The organism is Bacillus sp. AFS053548, assembly GCF_002575105.1.
Lineage (GTDB): Bacteria > Bacillota > Bacilli > Bacillales > Bacillaceae_G > Gottfriedia.
In genome coordinates this window covers 410,772-431,686 of the sequence record NZ_NUHI01000026.1, presented here as the reverse complement: position 1 = coordinate 431,686, position 20,915 = coordinate 410,772, and the positions used below count along the sequence as shown (strand labels likewise).

Annotated in this window: 17 protein-coding genes and 1 pseudogene; 11 read left to right on the top strand and 7 right to left on the bottom strand. The window is 31.5% G+C overall.

Features of this window, described 5'->3' with window-relative positions:
• Positions 1–166: 166 nt before the first annotated feature.
• Positions 167–838 carry a DNA alkylation repair protein gene (locus CN946_RS15560; RefSeq protein ID WP_098861964.1) on the top strand — a complete coding sequence of 224 codons (672 nt, stop codon included), beginning with the start codon at positions 167–169 and terminating at the stop codon, positions 836–838.
• A 218-nt stretch (positions 839–1,056) separates the two neighbouring features.
• On the top strand, positions 1,057–2,262 hold the full coding sequence (locus tag CN946_RS15555) for a D-alanyl-D-alanine carboxypeptidase family protein (protein WP_098861963.1): 1,206 nt from the start codon (positions 1,057–1,059) through the stop codon (positions 2,260–2,262).
• A 44-nt stretch (positions 2,263–2,306) separates the two neighbouring features.
• On the opposite strand, the gene CN946_RS15550 is transcribed toward CN946_RS15555, so the two are convergent.
• Together CN946_RS15550 and CN946_RS15545 are read right to left on the bottom strand one after the other, a co-directional pair.
• Entirely contained in the window at positions 2,307–3,317 is a 1,011-nt protein-coding gene (locus CN946_RS15550) for an inorganic phosphate transporter (protein ID WP_098861962.1), read from the bottom strand.
• An 11-nt stretch (positions 3,318–3,328) separates the two neighbouring features.
• Positions 3,329–3,949, bottom strand: coding sequence for a DUF47 domain-containing protein (locus CN946_RS15545; RefSeq protein WP_098429972.1), 621 nt, complete (start codon positions 3,947–3,949; stop codon positions 3,329–3,331).
• Between the two features lie 323 nt (positions 3,950–4,272).
• Between CN946_RS15545 and CN946_RS15540 the strand changes: the two genes are divergently transcribed.
• From CN946_RS15540 to CN946_RS15520, 5 genes are all read left to right on the top strand, one after another.
• A complete protein-coding gene (locus CN946_RS15540; protein WP_098861961.1) occupies positions 4,273–5,667 on the top strand; it encodes an aldehyde dehydrogenase in 1,395 nt (464 codons plus the stop codon).
• Between the two features lie 115 nt (positions 5,668–5,782).
• Entirely contained in the window at positions 5,783–6,757 is a 975-nt protein-coding gene (locus CN946_RS15535) for an ABC transporter ATP-binding protein (RefSeq protein ID WP_098861960.1), read from the top strand.
• Positions 6,754–7,605 (top strand): ABC transporter permease, encoded by an 852-nt coding sequence (locus CN946_RS15530; protein WP_353616025.1) that lies wholly within the window; start codon positions 6,754–6,756, stop codon positions 7,603–7,605. The genes CN946_RS15535 and CN946_RS15530 overlap by 4 nt, the downstream gene beginning before the upstream one ends.
• Positions 7,606–8,412, top strand: a complete 807-nt coding sequence (locus CN946_RS15525) for an ABC transporter permease (RefSeq protein ID WP_098861959.1) — start codon at positions 7,606–7,608, stop codon at positions 8,410–8,412. It abuts the gene before it with no gap.
• Between the two features lie 98 nt (positions 8,413–8,510).
• Positions 8,511–9,557, top strand: coding sequence for a polyamine ABC transporter substrate-binding protein (locus CN946_RS15520; protein ID WP_098861958.1), 1,047 nt, complete (start codon positions 8,511–8,513; stop codon positions 9,555–9,557).
• 41 nt (positions 9,558–9,598) lie between these two features.
• Here the strand turns inward: CN946_RS15520 and CN946_RS15515 are convergent, their stop codons facing one another.
• Entirely contained in the window at positions 9,599–10,024 is a 426-nt protein-coding gene (locus tag CN946_RS15515) for a MarR family winged helix-turn-helix transcriptional regulator (protein WP_098861957.1), read from the bottom strand.
• Positions 10,025–10,224: 200 nt separating this feature from the next.
• Between CN946_RS15515 and CN946_RS24110 the strand changes: the two are divergent.
• A pseudogene (locus CN946_RS24110) lies at positions 10,225–10,423 on the top strand (histidinol dehydrogenase); the annotation flags it as partial.
• A gap of 341 nt (positions 10,424–10,764) precedes the next feature.
• Here CN946_RS24110 and CN946_RS15505 read toward each other — a convergent pair.
• On the bottom strand, positions 10,765–11,376 hold the full coding sequence (locus tag CN946_RS15505) for a YitT family protein (protein ID WP_098862068.1): 612 nt from the start codon (positions 11,374–11,376) through the stop codon (positions 10,765–10,767).
• A 635-nt stretch (positions 11,377–12,011) separates the two neighbouring features.
• Between CN946_RS15505 and adhE the strand changes: the two genes are divergently transcribed.
• The 3 genes from adhE (at position 12,012) to CN946_RS15490 (ending at position 16,325) form a co-directional block, all read left to right on the top strand.
• Positions 12,012–14,615: a bifunctional acetaldehyde-CoA/alcohol dehydrogenase gene (adhE, locus tag CN946_RS15500; RefSeq protein ID WP_098861955.1), complete on the top strand. Its 2,604-nt coding sequence runs from the start codon at positions 12,012–12,014 to the stop codon at positions 14,613–14,615.
• 98 nt (positions 14,616–14,713) lie between these two features.
• Positions 14,714–15,622, top strand: a complete 909-nt coding sequence (locus CN946_RS15495) for an RluA family pseudouridine synthase (protein WP_098862067.1) — start codon at positions 14,714–14,716, stop codon at positions 15,620–15,622.
• Positions 15,623–15,632: 10 nt separating this feature from the next.
• The gene (locus CN946_RS15490) at positions 15,633–16,325 is read left to right on the top strand and encodes a copper homeostasis protein CutC (RefSeq protein ID WP_098861954.1); all 693 of its coding nucleotides are present in this window, start codon (positions 15,633–15,635) and stop codon (positions 16,323–16,325) included.
• Positions 16,326–16,409: 84 nt separating this feature from the next.
• Here CN946_RS15490 and CN946_RS24105 read toward each other — a convergent pair whose 3' ends face one another.
• From CN946_RS24105 to nagE, 3 genes are all read right to left on the bottom strand, one after another.
• Complete coding sequence (locus tag CN946_RS24105) at positions 16,410–17,222, bottom strand: CAP domain-containing protein (RefSeq protein WP_483295396.1); 813 nt, start codon at positions 17,220–17,222, stop codon at positions 16,410–16,412.
• A gap of 687 nt (positions 17,223–17,909) precedes the next feature.
• Complete coding sequence (locus tag CN946_RS15480; RefSeq protein WP_098861953.1) at positions 17,910–19,007, bottom strand: SDR family oxidoreductase; 1,098 nt, start codon at positions 19,005–19,007, stop codon at positions 17,910–17,912.
• A gap of 457 nt (positions 19,008–19,464) precedes the next feature.
• Positions 19,465–20,829 (bottom strand): N-acetylglucosamine-specific PTS transporter subunit IIBC, encoded by a 1,365-nt coding sequence (gene nagE, locus CN946_RS15475; protein ID WP_098861952.1) that lies wholly within the window; start codon positions 20,827–20,829, stop codon positions 19,465–19,467.
• Positions 20,830–20,915: the final 86 nt, after the last annotated feature.

Sequence of the window (20,915 nt, the reverse complement as noted above, 5' to 3'; positions counted from 1 at the left end):
ATCATAAACCAATCTTCGGAAAATTTACACAATTTTGCCTTATACACTTTTCATTAAACTTTATGCTCATTTATAATAGAAGAAATGATAATTGTATCTAATAAGCTGCTATGCTAAGAAAATTTTAAAAGATGATAATTAATTTGTAATCAGTAGGGAGTGTAGAATGGACAACTATTCAACAGAGTTAATGAGATTTTTTAAAGAACACAAAAATAATAAAAATCGGCCCGCAATGGAAGCGTATATGAAAAAAAGATTTACATTTTTAGGTATTAAAGCACCAGAACGAAATGAACTGCTGAAACAGTTTCGAATGAGTAATGGTGAACCACCGAATTTAAAATCAATAATCGATATTTGGAACTTAGAGGAAAGAGAATTTCAATATATTGCATTAACATGTTTAGATCGCCAGTATAAAAAAGCGGAGCTCGAAAGGATTAAAGTATATGAAAAACTAGTAGTCGAAAAGTCTTGGTGGGATACCGTTGATACTATTGCTGGACGATTAATTAGTTATCATTTTTTAATCTATCCAGAATTGATTGATGAGTATGCTAATAGGTGGATGTCTTCAGATAATATGTGGCTGAATAGAGTAGCGTTATTATTTCAAATGAAGTTTAAGGAGAAAACGGATCAGGAGCGTTTATTTCATTATTGCCGCCAGCTCCAAGAAAGCAAAGAATTTTTCATTCAAAAAGCAATAGGTTGGGCATTGAGAGAGTATTCCTATATCAATCCTAAAGAGGTTGAATTATTTATCAATCAAACGAATTTATCACCTTTAAGCAAAAGGGAGGGATTAAAATATATTGATAAATTAAAGTATTAAATATGTCGATTTTCCGGGAAATAACCGATATATTTTATTTTAACTGAAAAATACTACTAATTTAAGTAAGTTGAGACATTAGTATGAAAAGGTTATAATAGGTGCATTATTGTTTTTTTAATCCAATCCTCTTTTATAGAGTAGTGTTATTTAAACTTGAGTTATGTAACCTGTACGAAATAACTAAATGAAAAAAGTTCAAAGGAGATTTAGTGTTCATGAAATCTACTTTTAAAAATATTATAAAATTATGTCTTAGTATAAGCTTAATTAGTAGCTTCTTTATACAAAAAACTGTACACGCAGAAGAAAAAAAGCTATTTAGTGATAAAGCAATTTCAATATTGGCTGATAGTGGCGAAGTAATTTATAGTAAGAACGCAGATAAAGTTGATTTCCCAGCTAGCACAACTAAAATAATGACCGCAATGGTTATGATGGATCATTTAAAAGAGAATGATAAAATTCAAATGACTAAAAGAAGCATCCAAGAAGAAAAAAGTAATTCTCAAATTCTTTTTTCTGAAGGCGAAGTTTTAGATCGAAATACAGCATTAAAAACAATGATGATTTTAAGTGCCAATGATTTAGCATATGCTATGGGTGAACGAGTTGGCGGAAATATGGATCACTTTGTAAAAATGATGAATGCAAAAGCTAAAAAGATTGGCGCAAATCACACAAATTTCATGAATCCAAATGGTCTTCACAATGTAAATCATTATACAACTGCACATGATTTAGCTTTAATTACAAAAGAAGCTTTAAAATACCCATTAATCATTAAAGCAATGGGTACAAAAGACGCTCGTATTAGTACATCTAAGCAAAAAAATGTATATATTTTTAATCGAGGAAAAATGTTTAAAAATCCTTACTTTTATGCGGGGAAAACAGGATATACAGATTCTGCTAGGAATACTTTAATTGAAATAGATAAAAAAGACGGCCAAATGATTATTAATATTTTATTACGTTCATCAAAACCGCAATATCTTCAAGATATTAAGTTATTAGATTCTTATGCATTTTCAAGAATCCATAAAAAAACGCTTATAAAACAAAGTGATTGGCAGCGAGAATTAAAAATTAGAAATGATCTAATTCAAACAAAAATACCAAACGATTTATCCTTTTTAACTGCACTAGGCGCGAATACAAATTACGATATTAAAATAAAACCTTTAAATGCAATAGATAAGTCATACAAGGAAAATGGAATTTCTAAAAATCAAAAAATTGGTAAGGTTGAAGTATGGACGAATAACGAAGAACTGTTCAGTACTGAGTTATTAGCTGCTAAATCATATGACAGACCGACCATCCTTTCTATGAATACATTTATCATTGCAGGATCGGTAATTTTACTTTTGGTGTTAATATTTTTTATTACAAAACCAAAAAGGAAAAGAGAATATATGTAAATAAAAAAGGCGAATCGTATTTTTTACGTTTCGCCTTTTTATCATTAAAGTAAGATTAATTTTAGAATTTGATAGAAAATTGCAGCCACTGTTGCTGAAATTGGGATTGTAATAATCCAAGTAATTACCATACGTTTCGCAGTACCCCAGTTTACATCTTTAACACGTTGAGCAGAACCTACCCCCATAATAGAAGATGAAATTACGTGAGTTGTACTTACTGGTAAATGTAAAGCAGTAAATGTGAAAATAATAGCTGCTGAAGATAAGTCAGCTGCTGCACCATTAATCGGGCGAATTTTCATGATTTTACCACCAACAGTTTTAATAATTTTCCATCCACCAACTGAAGTACCAATAGCCATTGCCATAGCACAACCGATACGTACCCATAAAGGAACGTCTGCACCTGCTGGTTCAATTTTAGCGGCAATTAAAGCGATCATGATAATTCCCATTGCTTTTTGTGCATCATTTGTACCGTGAGTAAATGACTGTAAAGAAGCAGTGAAAATTTGAACTAGTCTAAAGCCTTTATTAGTTTTAGATAGGTTAGAACGTCTAAAAATAGTTGCTAAAATTGTCATTACGATAAAACCAAGTGTAATTGCAATAACAGGGGAAATTAATAAAGCTTCGATAATTTTAACAAAACCATCCGCCTCTAAAACGCCAAATCCTTTTGCTGAGACAGCGGCACCGGCTATTGCACCAATGATTGCATGAGAAGAACTACTTGGAATACCAAAATACCAAGTTAATAAGTTCCAAAAGATACCGCCTAATAAAGCAGCGATTACGACAACTAGTCCATTTGAACCTTCAATTGTAATCGGATCAACGATACCAGTCGTAATCGTTTTGGCAACTCCTGTAAATGTGATTGCACCAATGAAATTCATTAGAGCTGCTATTAAAATAGCTGTACGTGGTTTCAAAGCCTTCGTTGAAACGGACGTTGCAATAGCATTTGCAGTATCATGAAATCCATTAATAAAATCAAACAAAAATGCAAAAATCACGATTAATATCGTAAGTAAAAATAAATGCTCCATTTTATGACTCCTTACGCATTTCGCATGATAATTTGCTCAAGTGTGTTTGCTACATCCTGCGCACTATCAGCTACAGATTCTAGATTTTCGTAGATTTCTTTATACTGAATAATTTTAATAGGATCTTTTTCATTCATAAATAATTGTTTTATTGATGTACGTAATAGCTCATCACATTGAGACTCATAATCCTTAATTTTGATTGCATGAACGCGGATTTCTAATAATTTTTTATTTGAAAGTAATTTAACTGCAAGTAAAATTTCTTCAACAGCTTTTTGAAGAATATCAACGAATTTAACCATATATTCATCAGCAGATGTGATTGAATACATTTCAAATCGAGCTGAACAATGTTCAAATCCATCTAAAACATCATCCATTTTCATTGCAAGTTGTAAAATATCTTCTCGCTCAATTGGAGTAATAAAGGTTTTGTTTAATTCAACGATTAAAGAGTGAATAAACTTATCACCTTTTGTTTCATATTCTTTCATTTCTTCTTGAAACTTCTTTAAGTCGCTTGCATTTTTTATTTTAAATTCAACGTAATACTTTGATGAAACGTGCAAGTTTTCAGCTATACCTAAAAGCTTTTCAAAGAATACATCCTTTTTTTGTCCAAAAAACATTATGATTCCTCCAACTAAAACATATAATTTATTATCACCTTCACATTTGTCAGTTAATTTTAAAATGTCAGAAACTATGTAAAAATGTCGAAAAAAGTAAAGGCCACTTTAATAATAATAATTGGTTTTTGAAATTAATCAATTAAAAACGTTTAATTAATTTACAAATTTACAATATCTTTACATTCCCTTAACAAAGTTAATATTTCGATTCCTACACTAGTTAATATTAATAATAGTATTCACAGAATTATTGACTTTATGTGAGATTTTAATTTAGCATTAGATTATACGTTTAAACTATTGGACTAAAAAAGGATGTGATGATTTTGGAAAGTACATATAAAGCATCTGAAATTACACAATTAGTAACTAAGCAAAAAGCATTTTTTCAGACTGGTTCAACTAAAACCTCAAATTTTCGAATTGAACAATTAAAAAAATTATATAAATCAATCGTAGAGAACGAGGAAGAAATAAAAATAGCCTTAAAAAAGGATTTAAATAAGTCAGATTTTGAAGCCTATATGACTGAAATTGGATTTACTTTAAAAGAAATATCGGAAGCAATCAAACAGATAAAGAAATGGATGAAACCTAAAAAAGTTAAAACTCCGATTACGCATATTGGTACAAAAGGATATATTTACAGAGAACCGTATGGAGTAACATTAATTATCTCGCCTTGGAATTATCCTTTTCAATTAACGATGGCTCCATTAATTGGTGCAATAATTGGGGGAAATACTGCTATTATTAAACCATCGGAATTAACGCCAAATACATCAATCATTATTAATAAAATAATTAATGAGAATTTTGATAAAGAATATATTGCAGTAGTTGATGGTGGAATTGAAGAAAGTACGATACTATTACAACAAAAATTTGATTTTATCTTTTTTACTGGCAGTGTTCAAGTTGGAAAAATTGTGATGGAAGCAGCAAGTAAAAATTTAACACCATTAATACTTGAATTAGGTGGGAAAAGCCCAACAATTGTACATAGCGATTCGAATATCCAACTAGCTGCGAAAAGAATTGTTTGGGGGAAATTTACAAATGCAGGACAGACTTGTATTGCTCCAGATTATATTTATGTCAACAAATCAGTAAAAAAGGATTTTATTGATGCATTAAAGAATGAAATTGTTCAGTTTTATAGTGATAAGCCTTTGTTAAATAATGATTATACAAAGATCATCAGTGATCGCCATTTTAATCGTTTAGTTGGCTTTTTGAATAATGGTGAAATCCTACATGGAGGGGAATTTGATCAATCATCCCATAAAATCGAACCAACTTTAATTTCAGATCTATCTTGGGATTCACCAATTATGTCTGAAGAAATATTCGGTCCCATTTTACCAATTCTTTCCTATGAAAATATAGATGAAGTAATCAATGAAATAAATCAACACCCTAAGCCATTAGCACTATACATCTTTACAGAAAGTAAACAAATCGCTAATAAAGTAATTGAAAGAGTTCCATTTGGTGGTGGTTGTGTAAACGATACGCTTTATCATATGGCGAATCCGAATTTACCTTTTGGTGGGGTAGGAGAAAGTGGTTCAGGAAATTATCATGGTGAGTATAGTTTTGCAGCTTTTACACATGAAAAAAGTGTCCTTTTACAAACTACTAAAATTGACTTGAAAATTAGATATCATACAACAAAAAACGCTTTACGGTTTATTCGTAAATTGTTAAAATAAAGGTTAATTGTAACTTAGTTTCTTAGCTCCTTGACAAAAGGGGCTTTTTATATTTTGAAAATAAATTATTCATTTTTACATAATAATAAAATATTAATATAGATGGGACGCGAAAATGAAAAATATAATTGAAATTGAACAAGTCGAGAAAAATTTTAGTGAAAATAATGTCATTTCTCCACTTTCATTAGAAATTTATTCTGGAGAATTCTTAACAATCTTAGGACCAAGTGGTTGTGGGAAAACGACACTTTTAAGAATGATTGCTGGTTTTGAAGAACCATCGTCAGGTGTGATCAAACTAAATGGAGAAGCAATTAATAGTTTACCTCCATATAAAAGGGATATGAATTTAGTGTTCCAACACTATGCATTATTTCCTCATATGAATGTTGAAAGAAATATTCAATTCGGATTAAAAATGAAAGGTATTTCGTTAGAAGAGCAAAAGGTCCGTGCTGACGAAGCAATGAGATTAACTCAATTAACTGAATTTAGAAATCGTAAACCTAGTCAGTTATCAGGTGGACAACAGCAAAGGGTTGCAATCGCTCGTGCAATAGTGAACAATCCAAAAGTCTTATTATTAGATGAACCACTAGGCGCACTTGATTTTAAGCTTCGTAAAGATTTACAAAGGGAACTAAAAAATCTTCAACGCGAATTAGGAATTACTTTTATCTATGTAACCCATGATCAAGAAGAAGCGATGAGCATGAGTGATCGAATCGTCGTTATGAATAACGGAAAAATCGAACAAATCGGAACACCGAAAGAAATTTATCAAAATCCAGCAAGCAAATTTGTTGCTACATTTATTGGTGAAAATAATTTCTTTGATAAAGCTGTGAAAGAAATTGCGGTTAGACCAGAAAATATTAAAGTTTCTCATGCTACAAATGAGAATAATCCTTATTCAGGCATAATAAGAGATGTAGAATTTGTTGGGACTCTAAATAAAATCTTTATTGATTTACATAAACATGAACAAACGATTATTGTCTATCAAATGCCAGATCAAACAAGTTTTAATAGAAATGATAAAGTTGAGATTAGTTGGAAGTCGGAAGATGAGGTGATTATGTATTGAGAAATGAAAAATACATAATTGCACCTACGATTATCTGGCTATTAGTTTTTTTTCTAGTACCTTTATTATTAATTTTTGGTTTTGCATTTATGAAAAATGGAATGTACGGAGAAATTGAAAAAACATTTACACTAGAAAATATTGTAAAAGTTTTTGACCCACTTTATTTAAAAGTTTTATGGACAACTTTTTGGATTGCTTTAGTAACTACAATAATAACTCTTTTGATTGGATATCCTTATGCATATACGGCTACAGTTGTAAATGAAAAATGGCAGAGGATTTTACTATTATTAATCACAATACCCTTTTGGATAAATTTCTTAGTCAGATCTTATGCATTAATTGTTATCCTTCGTTCAAAAGGGATTATTAACACATTATTAATCCAACTAGGTATTATAAAAGAACCTTTACAACTACTTTATAATACACCATCAGTCATAATGGGAATGGTCTATACATTATTACCATTTATGGTGTTACCGATCTTTGTAGCAATTGAACAATTGGATAACCGAAAATTGGACGCTGCTAATGATTTAGGAGCTACTCCATTTCAAACCTTTATCTATGTAACTCTTCCATTAACGATGAAGGGGATTTTTGCAGGTAGTATTTTAGTTTTTGTTGCTTCATTTGGTATGTTTGTCGTTTCTGATGTAATGGGTGGATCAAAAGTTGCTTTAATCGGAAATGTCATTCAAAATCAATTCTTAGCAGCAAGAAACTGGCCATTTGGTTCCGCACTTTCAATTTTCTTAGTCATTACTTCAATCGGTTTAATAGGACTATACTATTTAGCTACAAAAAATATTGGTGCTGATAAAAGTAGAGGTGAAAAATAAATGAAAAAACCTATACTTATTGGATTTTCAACAATTATCTTGATTTGTTTATATTTACCAATCTTGATATTAATACTATTTTCATTTAATAAATCAAAGATTAATGCACAGTGGACTGGATTTACGTTTGATTGGTATTTAAATTTATTTCATAACCCGCAAGTTATTGATGCCTTAATGAATAGTTTATTTATTGCTATTGTAACGACAATCCTTTCAACAATTCTTGGTACTATTTGTGCACTTGCCTTACATAAGCATAAATATAAATTTTCAAATCTTATTAGTGGGCTAGTTTACCTACCAATTGTCGTTCCAGATATATTAATGGGGCTTTCGTTACTAATACTATTTACTAATTTTCATATTGAATTAGGTAGTATCACAATTATTATTGCCCATGTCACTTTTTGTATTTCATATGTCATTATTCTTTTAGCAGCTCGACTTTCAGGAATGTCATCTGATTTAGAAGATGCTGCAAGTGATTTAGGTGCTACACCATGGCAGACATTTAGATTTGTAACTTTACCAGCGCTAATGCCTGGAATTATTGCTTCAGCACTTTTATGTTTTACATTAAGTATTGATGATTTTGTCATAAGCTTCTTTGTTTCAGGACCAGGTTCAACTACATTGCCAATTTATATTTATGGAATGGTAAAAAAAGGTGTTACACCTGAAATAAATGCAATTTCGACGATTTTAATTGTTACAATAATTTTCTTAATGGTAATTTCAGAAGTTTATCGTACAAAAGGTATTAATAATCAAGAGGAATCAGAGAAAAAATCCTATATCGTTTAGGTCTAGTTCCACTTAAAAAAACGAATCTTTGGATTAGAATTCAACTAAGGCATACTGGATTTATTTTCCAAATTTTAAGGAGGTAGTCAGTAGACATTATGAGTATATTTAGAAAAACTGCTGCAATAATGGTTTCTTTAGGCTTAGTAAGTTTACTTTTATCTGCTTGTTCAGTTGGAAAAAAAGAATTAAATATTTATAGCTGGGCAGATAATTTTGACGAGAAGGTTTTAGAATCATTTGAAAAGAAATATGATGTTAAAATTAATTATCAAGTTTTTGCAAGTAATGAAGAGTTGTATGCAAAACTAAAAGCTGGTGGTTCGAACTATGATGTAATCCAGCCTTCAGATTATATGGTTAAATTAATGATTCATCAAAATATGTTGGCTAAATTGGATAAAAGTAAAATGCCAAATTTAAATAATATTTCATCAGAATATACAAATCAAGAGTTTGATCCAAAAGGTGACTATTCAGTTGTTTATACTGGGGGATTAACGGGGATTGCCTATAATCCAAAATATGTAAAAGAAAATATAGATAGCTGGAATGATCTATGGAACCCAAAATACAAAGGTCATGTAACTTTACTTGATGACAATAGAGAAGTATTTGGAATGGGATTAATTAAAAATGGTTATTCAAATAGTTCAACAAATGAAGACGAATTGCTAAAAGCTTATAACAATTTAAAAACATTAACACCTAACTTATTAGCATTCGACACAGATACGGTGAAACAAAAGTTTATTACAGAAGATGCATGGATTGGTCAAGTATGGTCCGGAGATGCTGCATATATTCAAAAAGAGCTTAAAGATATTAAATGGGTTATACCAAAAGAAGGATCATCAAGATGGGCAGATACATTAGCAATACCAAAAGATGCAAAACAAAAAGATCTAGCTGAAAAGTTTATTAACTATCTATATGACCCAAAAGTAAGTGCACAAAATTATGAGGCTATTGGTTATGCTGATCCAAATAGTAAATCAGGACCATATCATTCAACGGAGTATAAACAAAATCCGTTTATTAATGTAACAAAAGAACAAACTGATGCAACCAACTGGATTAAGGACGTTGGGGACCAAACAGAATTATATGATAAGTATTGGACAGAATTAAAAACTGGCAAATAATATTTCAAACTAAAAAGGTTATCTCCTTAGAGATAACCTTTTTAGTTTGAGATTAATTTGTTTAATAAAAAACGAAATTGATCTCTTTCACTATGTGAAAGATTTTCGAATAAATTTAGCCACAATTCTTGACGGAAATTGAAGTTTTCTTCAATCAAACGTTTTCCTTCATCGGTTAATTCAAGCCATGTAACTCTTCGATCCCGGCTATCTCTTTTTCGAGAAATTAAGTGATTATTAACCAATTTATTCACAGCTGTCGTAATAGAACCTGATGATAATCCAATTTGTCTTCCAAGTTCAGAAGCAGTAAGTTTTTGATTTTTATATATTAAATATAAAAGCAAATATTTTGGTGGAGTTAAGGAGTTTTTTACTTCCTCATCAGTTTTTTGCCAGTTTTTTCGAACTCGAATCATTAAGCTTGTTAAATCATCTAGAAGAAGTTTGTCGTTTTCGGTTAACAAGGCAGCCCACCTCCTAAATTATGATTTAAAGTTGTTAATAAAGTGGGTATTGTACGTATAGGTTACCAATATTTTAAATCATTTTCAAGAATGCAGGGAAATTAGCCAAGATTTTTAAATTTGTAAAGTTTTGGCTGTATAGTATCTATAGTGTTTTGTAAATAGTATGATAAAAGAGACATTGGTAGGGGTGAAGTTCAATGTTTAAGTATTTTAAGTTTAAAATAAATGATACTGTTCAATTTGTAAAGAACGATGGTCATTTCTATCGAGTGATCGGGTACAGGATCGAAAAAAGTATTTATTTAAATGATGAGTACAGTAGCATTATATACGAACTCTTACGAGAATTTGATGGTCTTCAAGTTGACGCTGAAGAAGAAGAATTAGTAAGCGTATCGAACTTTGATGAATTCTACGGTTCAATGTTTGAAAAACTAGGTACATTTACAATTAAGTTTGCTAAAAAGCAAGAAGAAGTAAAGAAAACAAATATGGGTGAAGCCTCATCTGTGGACGAGCTATTAGATAAATATAATGATTATCGAAGACTGGCAATACTTTTTAAAGATTGTCTTTACGATTTAGCTGCCGAAAATGTTCTAAATGAGCTCACCGATTTTTCTGAATCAAAAAAAGATTACATGCATTAAGGTTCAGACTGTTGATAACCGCTTTCAATTAGTCTGAATTCAAATTATTTGAAACTCTAATTTACAACGTAAAAAAGATTACATGCATTAAGCATGTAATCTTTTTTCATTAGTTTTAATTGTAACAGATTTTTTTTGAAATTTACTTTCATAGACCAATTCTGTTACTTTCGCACAGATTGCAACAGAAAGAATTGTATATCCTACTTCATTCCATGATAGGTAGGATAGTGAACAAAGAAGAATGACAGCATCAAAAATAAAATATACTTTACCGATCGATATTTTTGATTTTTTGCTCATTATTATTGTTATTAAATCATCTCCACCTGTTGCACCACCACTTCTTAGAATTAACCCTAAACCAAGTCCAGCGAAAATTCCACCTAAAATAGCGGGTATCCAAAGATGATTTCCAAAATTAAATGTAATATTGGAAGTTGTTTTTTCTATTATAGAATAAAAAACAGAAAACGAGATGGCTCCGATGGTAGTATTAATTAATAATTTTCTACCTAAATACAAACCAGCGATCAAGATAATTGGAATATCGAGTAGCAAAGTTGTAATTGAAGGTGATATATTTAGTGCGTTCTTTACTAATAAAGCAATACCAATAAATCCACCTTCAGCTAAATTATTTTGATAATGAAAATGATACAGTGTAGTGGCTAAAATAAATGAACCAATTAAAATCATTAAGGTCTCACCCAAACGATTGTTACTCATTGTTATTTCCTCTTTTCGTAGTTAGTAGTTAAAAGTGCAGCTTATAAACTAACTACGTACATATAGAGCTCGTAGTTAGTTTTTTGGCTTTCTAACTACATAGCTATATATCATTGAAGAAATAACATAATCGCCTGTCAACCATAGTTTCGCCTACCTTCAGTTTTATTTTAGAGTTCTTTTGGTTCTCTAAATTAAAACTGCTAAGTGTAGGATAAGTCTTTACGTTGCCAAATGCTCCTTCGAGCAATCATGGTTACACGTCCTTTTTACCAGTTTTGTTAGAAAAATCTAACAGGTGAAAAATAAGTTCTATGAGAACTTATTCTTAATTTTATCATATGCGAAATTATTTGAAAAAAGAAAAGAATTAACAAAAATCTACAAAAAGTTAGAAGTAAGGAAAGGAATAGGTAGAAGAGGAACATGTTTCGCTGAAAAAATGTAAAATATTTCACAAATTAGACATAGCAATTTTAATAAAAAGGATATATATTATATTTGTAAACAATATTGTGAAATGTTTCACAAGTATAAATGATAAATGGGAATTAATGAACCTTAAATAGGCTGATTAATCTCCAACATCAGAGGAGGAGAGCCAAATGGCTGTTCAAGAAAAAATTGTAAATGAAATTAGTAACGCTTCTAAAATGGTAAATGACTTAGTCGTAAAAGGACAAAAAGCATTAAAAGAATTTGAAAGCTTTAATCAAGATCAAATCAACGAAATTGTACATTCGATGGTGTTAGCTGGTTTGGATCAACATATGCCACTTGCAAAAATGGCAGTTGAGGAAACAGGGCGTGGGATATATGAGGATAAAATTATTAAAAATATATTTGCGACAGAATATATATGGAATTCAATAAAAGATAATAAAACGGTTGGGATAATAAGTGAAGATATACAAACTGGAATAACAGAAATTGCTGAACCTGTTGGGGTAATTGCAGGTGTCACTCCAACAACTAATCCTACATCAACAACATTATTTAAAGCAATCATTGCGATTAAAACAAGAAATCCAATTATTTTCGCTTTTCATCCTTCCGCACAAAAATGTAGTAAAGAAGCAGCAAGAATCGTTCGTGATGCGGCAATAAAAGCTGGAGCACCTGAAAACTGTGTACAATGGATTGAAGTCCCTTCTATTGAAGCAACAAAGTGTTTAATGAATCATGAAGGAGTAGCACTTGTTTTAGCAACAGGTGGTGCTGGAATGGTTAAATCAGCTTATAGTACAGGAAAACCTGCTTTAGGGGTTGGACCTGGTAATGTACCATGTTATATTGAGAAATCTGCTGAAATTAAGAGTGCAGTGAATGATCTTATTCTTTCAAAAACATTTGATAATGGAATGATTTGTGCTTCTGAACAAGCAGTTATTGTAGATAAAGAAGTTTATGAAGAAGTGAAAGCAGAGTTAAAAGCAAATAATTGTTATTATGCTACAAAAGAAGATAAACAGAAATTAGAAAAGCTTGTCATAAATGAAGCTACATGTGCTGTAAATGGTGACATTGTTGGTAAGTCTGCATATGAAATTGCAACAATAGCTGGAGTAAATGTACCAGTAGATACAAAAATTCTTATCGTTGAATGTGAAGCCGTTGGTGCAAATGAACCTTTAACAAGAGAAAAACTAAGTCCAGTTTTAGCTGCAATTAAAGTAGATGGAAAAGAAGAAGGGTTTAAACGTTGTGAAGAAATGTTACAGCTAGGAGGATTAGGCCATTCGGCAGTTATTCATAGTAATAATGAAGAAATTCAAAAAGAATTTGGACTAAGAATGAAAGCATGTCGTGTTATTGCAAATGCTCCTTCAGCACATGGTGGAATTGGGGATTTATATAACGCATTTATTCCTTCTCTTACATTAGGCTGTGGATCGCACGGTAAAAACTCTGTTTCGACTAATGTGACAACTGTACACTTATTAAATATTAAAAAATTAGGAAGAAGAAATATGAATATGCAATGGGTCAAACTGCCACCAAAAATTTATTTTGAAAAATATTCAACTCAGTATTTAGAAAAAATGCCAAAGGTTAAAAAAGTATTTATTGTAACAGATGAGGCAATGGTTAAATTAGGTTATGTTGACGTGATTAAATATTATTTAGAAAAAAGACAAGAAAATATTCAAATTGAAATCTTTTCAGATGTAGAACCAGATCCTTCAGATGTTACTGTATTGAAGGGTGCAGATAGAATGTTATCATTTGAACCGGATACTATTATCGCTTTTGGCGGTGGATCAGCAATGGACGCAGCCAAGGGTATGTGGATGTTCTTTGAATACCCAGAAACTACTTTAGACGGACCTAAACAAAAATTCTTAGATATTCGAAAAAGAGCTTATAAATACCCTAAATTAGGTCGTAAAGCTCAGTTTGTTGCAATACCAACTACTTCTGGTACTGGTTCAGAGGTTACACCTTTTGCTGTAATTACTGATAAAGCTAACAATATTAAATATCCTTTAGCTGATTATGAATTAACGCCTGATGTTGCAATTATTGACCCTCAGTTCGTATCAACTGTTCCTAAAAGTATTACAGCAGATACTGGTATGGATGTATTAACTCATGCAATTGAGGCTTATGTAAGTGTTTTAGCTAATGATTATACAGATGGATTAGCATTACAAGCTATAAAATTAGTGTTTAAATATTTACCTATAGCATACAAAGATGGAAACGATTTTGAAGCACGTGAAAAAATGCATAATGCTTCAGCAATAGCAGGTATGGCATTTGCAAATGCGTTCTTAGGAATTAACCACAGTTTAGCGCATAAAATTGGAGCGGAATTCCATATCCCTCATGGTAGAGCGAATGCAATCTTAATGCCACATGTAATAAGATACAATGCTAAAAAACCAACTAAGTTTACAGCATTCCCAAAATATAAGCATTTCATTGCAGATGAACGATATGCTGAAATTGCTCGTTTCCTAGGTCTTCCAGCTTCAACTATTGAAGAAGGCGTTGAAAGTTTAATTACAGCAGTTATTAAATTATCTAAGGAATTAAATATAAATATGAGTATCGAAGCACAAGGAGTTACTGAAAAAGAATTTTTAGAAAAAGTTTCATATTTAGCTGATCGTGCTTTCGAAGATCAATGTACTACTGCAAATCCAAAACTACCTCTAGTAAAAGAATTAGAAGAAGTTTATCTGAATGCTTTCAAAGGATGTTAATGAATTTAAATTTTTCATTAAGGAGCACCTTAACAGGTGCTTCTTTTTTGACTAATTATATTTTGATATAATAGTCATATTGAAAGTGGTGATTAATGATGGAGTTAAAGCAACAAAATCCATGGTTTAAGGTAATAATAGGTGTTGAGCATAATAATCAAACAGTGGAGTCATATTTAAAAAATGTGTGGCAGTTTCCAAAGAAGTTGCTACATGAATTAAGGATGGCAAAAGGTTGTAGGATTAACGGAGAAATTAAACCTTGGAATACAATCCTATTGAGTGGTGACCAAGTTGAAATGCAATTGTACATAGAAGAGGATTTTGGTGTAATTCCACAGGAACAATCTATTGAGATCTGCTACGAAGACGAACATTTACTTATTGCTAATAAACCATTTGGAGTCGACACACATACGAATGAAAAAGGACAGTTAAATACATTAGCAAATGGGGTAGCATTTCATTTTCAAGAAAATGGATTGAAAACAAAAGTACGCCATATACACCGTCTCGATAAAGACACTACCGGTGGAGTCGTATTTGCTAAACACGCATTAAGTAGTTCAATTCTAGATTCGATGTTAAGTCAACGTAAAATAAAACGTACCTATACAGCTATAGTTGAAGGGAATGTTAAATCACCAAAAGGTACAATAAATGAAGCGATTGGAAGGGATCGACATCATCCTACCAGAAGAAGGGTTTCACCAAAAGGCGATAAAGCAATTACACATTATAAAAAAATAAGATATATATCAAAGTTGAACGTAACAATATTAGAATGTCAGTTAGATACTGGTCGAACACATCAAATCCGAGTTCATTTAAGTTTTTTAGGTCATCCATTAATTGGAGATCTATTGTATGGTGGGAAACAAAAATTATTGAATCGTCAAGGATTACACGCTAGTAATGTACAATTTACGCATCCTTTTACGAAAGAAAATTTATCGATTGATATCCCATACCCGTCGGACATAAAACAAATACTTAACGAAAAGTGAGATGAATGAAATGTTATTAGAAGTCATTGCCACAAACGTAAAAGATGCACTAGATGCAGAAAGCTTTGGGGCAAATCGCATCGAATTAGTTACTGGAATAAAAGAGGGAGGATTGACACCAAGTTACGCGACAATTAAACAGGTTGTTCAAAGTGTCTCAATTCCAGTGCATGTAATGATTCGACCACATAGTCGTTCATTTATATATGATCAGTATGATCAAGAAGTAATCTTAAGCGATATTGATGTATGTAATGAGCTCGGAGCAGCTGGTATCGTTTTTGGAGCCTTGACAAAGGAGAATACAATTGATGAAGATCTTTTAAAAAAAGTAACAGCTCGAGTAAAAGATATGAACTTTACGTTTCATAGAGCAATAGATGAATCAAATGATTTGCTAAAAGCTATTGATACATTAAAACAATACCCTGAGATTACGCATGTATTAACATCTGGAGGTGTTGCTAGTGCAATTGATGGGAAAGAAACAATAAAAAATATGATTGAACTGACAAAAAAATCGAATATAAAAATTTTAGCAGGAAGCGGATTATCCATTGAAAATGTATCAGACTTCACCCGATTTACGAATGTAGAAGAAATTCATTTTGGTTCTGGGGTTCGAAAAAATAACTCTGCAATTGAAGAGATTGATTCTTCTTTGATGGAAAGTTTGCAAAGAAGGTTAGTACGTAATGTTTGAATAAACCAATATTATTTTCATATAATAAAAAAGTAGTCCGCATAAACGGACTACTTATAATACAGCTTTATACAATTTTATTTATTATTTACCGATAAATTGTTGAGTCCAAGCATTTGATCTTGAATCATAACCAACACCAATTTGAGTTAAGTTAGGATTTAAGATATTTGCACGGTGACCAGCACTGTTCATCCAAGCAGTAACTACTTCTTCAGGTGTTTTTTGACCTTTAGCAATGTTTTCTGCTGCATAGCTATAAGTGATTCCGAATTGTTTCATCATATCAAATGGTGATCCATAAGTCGGTGAAGTGTGATCAAAGTAATTTTTGTCAGTCATATCTTGTGATTTTAAACGTGCTGTTTTAGATAATGTTGCATTTACAGTAAATGGTTTTAAACCAGCTTTAGTACGTTCAGCATTTGTTAAATCAACTACTTTTGATTCATAAGCTGATAATGATGCTGAATTTGATGGTGTTTCTGTTGACGGTGTTGATGGTTTAGCTGGTGTTGTCGGCGTTGTTGGTTTAGCTGGTGTAGTTGGTACCGTCGGTTTTGTTGATGGTGTTGATGGTTTAGCTGGCGTTGTTGGTACTGTTGGTTTTGTAGTAGTTGTATTTGAACCATTACCTTGTTTTAATTGAGCTTCTAATTGTTGTTTAATTGCATCTTGAAGCTTAGTCATATCAATACCAAATTTAGTTAAATCTACTTTACCGTTAGTAGTGTTTAAGCTTGGTAGATTAAAGTAGCTAAATAATACATTATTTAAATCAACTTTTTGAGTATATGGTTTTGTATCCTTATTAATTGTATCCGCGTGTACTGCAGTTACAGGAGCACCCACTAGTAGAGTAGCAGCCAATGTTGATAATGAGATTACTTTTTTCATGTCTTATTCCTCCATTTGTTTGGTTATTGTCTCGCTGTACAAGTAATACTTTAGCATGAAAACGCATGACATAATTATGGGAAATAATGGGGAGCAAAATTTGAGGATTTTTTTGGTAGTACTGTTTTAGTACAGAAACAAAATAAATCGTTGTTATGACAACTATTTTACTAGAATAATATTAAATGAGTAACATAAATTTTTGCTTAAAATTTCCATTAAAAAAGTTTGAAGTTAAGAAAACGTCATATTTTCACGTTATAATACAGGAAGAAAAATCCAGTTTTGTTGTTATCCAGTTACGATTGTAATCATTCTGTAATGAACGTATTGAGGGTGAATAATTTGAAATTATTTATTGATGATACTGGCCAGTTCCAAACGGTTTTATATTGGCAAGACTCTTTGAGGAATGATTAAAAGAATGTAAACAACAACAATTTCAACAAATATCTCTAGATTATAAGCTACGATTTAGGAAAGAAAATGGATTAGACCATATAAAGAAGTTTATTGCACATACTTGGCGTTTTTAAAATGGAATATGAAATAAATCATTAATAATAGAAGGAAAGAAACAAAACACTATAATTACATAGAACTATTTATTAAAAAAAGGACACTAATTAAATTAGTGTCCTTAAACTTTTCCTTCATATATATAGAAGCGAAATTGCATAACCCGGTTTACTTAATTAATACATGCTTCTCTATCACTGTCTTATGCACTTTATAATAATTTGCAATAACAGGAAGTATATCTTTAAAGTCCGGACATTTAATACTTGTATCTTGTAGATCAGTTAAGGTATTCATACAATCATACTCGGATTTACAATTAAAATAAGATAAAACTTCTTTTTCAACTTTAAGTAATCGTCTAATGAATGGAATTGATAGAAGAGGACTAATAAATTTAATTGGCATAATGCCCACGGTAGTTTTGTTTAAATAATAGGAAAGAAAATCTTTATATACATCTTGTACAGGGTAAAGAGAGGGATCTGTAATTTGATAAGTTTTGTTAACTCCGATTTCTGCATGACTCAAATAGTAAACAGCATTAATTAAATAGTCAATGGGAATGAAATTGCAATAAGCGTTGTCTTTACCGATTTGTGGTATTGGTAAATAGCGAAGTTTTGTGAAGAAATTTAAAATGAAATAAGGTCCATCAAATTTACTTGTCTCACCAGTTTCTGAATGACCAACTACAATTCCAGGTCTTATGATGGTGATCGGAAGTTGTGTTTTTAGCTTCTCAACTTCTATTTCAGCATAATACTTGGTTTCTTCATAAAAGTTTTTAAATGTTTGTCCCATCTCTAACTCATGTTCATAAATTCTTCCTTCACGAGTACCCGAGACATAGCTAGTACTAAAATAGGTGTAACGCTTTAAAGATTTCAGTTTAAGTGCAAATTCATTTACGTTTATTGTTCCTTTCACATTTACTTCATATGCAATTTTTTTAGGGACTGCAAGGTCATAAATAGCAGCCAAATGAAATAAGTCCGTTAGATCATTAAAAAGTACATTAAGGTATTTTAGGCTGAGCCCAAAGTTTTTCTTGGTGATATCGCCACTTAAAAGTTCTATTTTTAAAAGAGTGTAATCTGGATACTTTTGATCTAATGTAAATAAGAAGTCTCGGCATTGTTTTTCAGTATTAGGAAGAACGAGTAAATAAATTTTTTGAAAAGACATTTCATTATCAAGAATTTTGAGGAGTAGATGCTTCGAAATAAATCCAGGAAATCCAGTAATAAAGTATGTTCTTTCCATTCTAGCCACCTACTTTATGTAAATTAAATCCCATTGTTTATTTTATTAAAGAAATATACATTTAATGTAAGGTTCGCTTCAATATAATACAGGTATTTTGATCTTTTTCACTATTTATAGAAGGTAAACTCAAGTTTTAGCCTATCAAGTTCCTCATGTAGCTTATTTAGTTCCTCATGAACTGCTTATGAGAAAGTATAATTCATGATTTAGTTTATTTAGTTCCTCATGAACCGCTTATGAGGAAGTATAATTCATGATTTAGCTTATTTAGTTCCTCATGAACCGCTTATGAGGAAGTATAATTCATGATTTAGCTCATCCAGTTCCTCATGAACCCCTCATAAGTATATATCCTTCAATTTTAGCTTTTTGACCAACTCATAAATCCCTTAATCAGCAAAATAAGCAAGAAAAAAGCTTGCCCATATGGACAAGCTTTTAAAATCAAAATCAATTATTTAACTTCTTTCTTCAAGTCTTCAGCAACAAACTCTACGTTTGTACCTACAACTACTTGTACGTTTTTATCGTCTAATTTAATAACTCCACGAGCACCAGCTTTTTTAAGAAGTGCTTCATTTACTTTAGAAGCATCTTTTACTTGTAAGCGTAAACGAGTTGTACAGTTATCAATATTTGTTAAGTTTTCTTTTCCACCTAGAGCTTGTAGGTATAAAGAATCACCAATTTCAGTTGTTACTTCATCAGTTTCAACTTCTTCGTCTTCACGACCTGGTGTTTTAATGTTAAATTTCTTAATTGCGAAGTAGAACACTACAAAGTAAATTACACCAAAGATTAAACCGATTAGGAGTAAAAGAATAGGTTTAGTTGCAATATTGTAGTTCAGAATGTAGTCCATGAAACCAGCTGAGAATGTAAAGCCATCTTTAATTCCTAAAGCATTTACGATACCCATTGATAAACCTGTTAAGATTGCATGGAACGTATATAGTACTGGAGCAATGAACATGAATGCAAATTCGATTGGTTCAGTAATACCTGTTAAGAAAGATGTTAAAGCTAGACCAATAAACATACCTGCAACAGTTTTACGTCTTTCTGGTTTTGCAGCAGCGATCATTGCAAATGCAGCAGCTGGAAGACCAAACATCATAATAGGGAAGAAACCAGTCATAAATGCACCAGCAGATTTGTCACCAGCGAAGAATCTGTTTAAGTCACCGTGAACTAATTTACCAGCAGCATCAGTGAAGTCACCTAAGTTGAACCAGAAAATTGTATTTAATACGTGATGTAATCCAAGTGGGATTAAAATACGGTTTAAGAAACCGAATACTGCAGCTCCGATTGGACCGATATCAATGATCCAGTTACCAACTGAGTTAATTGCATCTTGAATTGTTGGCCATACATAACCAAATATTCCTGCTAATACAAGCATAGTAGCTGACGTTATAATTGGAACGAATCGTCGTCCACTAAAGAATCCTAACCATTCAGGTAATTTAATTCCACTGAAACGGTTGTAAAGAAGACCAGCTACAACCCCTGTAATAATACCTCCAAGTGCAGCCATATTAATATCTTTATTTATCGTTGTTGTTCCTGCAGTTAATACGAAGTAACCGATTGCACCTGCAAGACCGGCGGCTCCATTTCCATCCTTTGAAATACCGATTGCAACACCAATTGCAAAGATTAATGGAAGATTAGAGAAAATTGCATTACCAGCAGCCGCCATAAACGGTATGTCTAGTAGATCAGGTTGTCCAAAGCGCAGTAAAAGTCCTGCAGCTGGAAGGACAGCGATTGGTAACATTAATGCTTTACCAATACGTTGTAAGAAACTAAGCATATTATTTTCCCTCCGAAAATTTTTATAATGATTACGCTTTCAATAATAACTTAAAAGTTTTAACTTGTCTATACAACTAGTTAAGA

Excerpts from the sequence above, each read along its gene's own strand:
- CN946_RS15560 (WP_098861964.1), top strand. The coding sequence starts at position 167 with ATGGACAACTATTCAACAGAGTTAATGAGATTTTTTAAAGAACACAAA.
- CN946_RS15555 (WP_098861963.1), top strand. The coding sequence starts at position 1,057 with ATGAAATCTACTTTTAAAAATATTATAAAATTATGTCTTAGTATAAGC.
- CN946_RS15550 (WP_098861962.1), bottom strand. The coding sequence starts at position 3,317 with ATGGAGCATTTATTTTTACTTACGATATTAATCGTGATTTTTGCATTT.
- CN946_RS15545 (WP_098429972.1), bottom strand. The coding sequence starts at position 3,949 with ATGTTTTTTGGACAAAAAAAGGATGTATTCTTTGAAAAGCTTTTAGGT.
- CN946_RS15540 (WP_098861961.1), top strand. The coding sequence starts at position 4,273 with ATGATTTTGGAAAGTACATATAAAGCATCTGAAATTACACAATTAGTA.
- CN946_RS15535 (WP_098861960.1), top strand. The coding sequence starts at position 5,783 with ATGAAAAATATAATTGAAATTGAACAAGTCGAGAAAAATTTTAGTGAA.
- CN946_RS15525 (WP_098861959.1), top strand. The coding sequence starts at position 7,606 with ATGAAAAAACCTATACTTATTGGATTTTCAACAATTATCTTGATTTGT.
- CN946_RS15520 (WP_098861958.1), top strand. The coding sequence starts at position 8,511 with ATGAGTATATTTAGAAAAACTGCTGCAATAATGGTTTCTTTAGGCTTA.
- CN946_RS15505 (WP_098862068.1), bottom strand. The coding sequence starts at position 11,376 with ATGATTTTAATTGGTTCATTTATTTTAGCCACTACACTGTATCATTTT.
- adhE (WP_098861955.1), top strand. The coding sequence starts at position 12,012 with ATGGCTGTTCAAGAAAAAATTGTAAATGAAATTAGTAACGCTTCTAAA.
- CN946_RS15495 (WP_098862067.1), top strand. The coding sequence starts at position 14,714 with ATGGAGTTAAAGCAACAAAATCCATGGTTTAAGGTAATAATAGGTGTT.
- CN946_RS15490 (WP_098861954.1), top strand. The coding sequence starts at position 15,633 with ATGTTATTAGAAGTCATTGCCACAAACGTAAAAGATGCACTAGATGCA.
- CN946_RS24105 (WP_483295396.1), bottom strand. The coding sequence starts at position 17,222 with ATGAAAAAAGTAATCTCATTATCAACATTGGCTGCTACTCTACTAGTG.
- CN946_RS15480 (WP_098861953.1), bottom strand. The coding sequence starts at position 19,007 with ATGGAAAGAACATACTTTATTACTGGATTTCCTGGATTTATTTCGAAG.
- nagE (WP_098861952.1), bottom strand. The coding sequence starts at position 20,829 with ATGCTTAGTTTCTTACAACGTATTGGTAAAGCATTAATGTTACCAATC.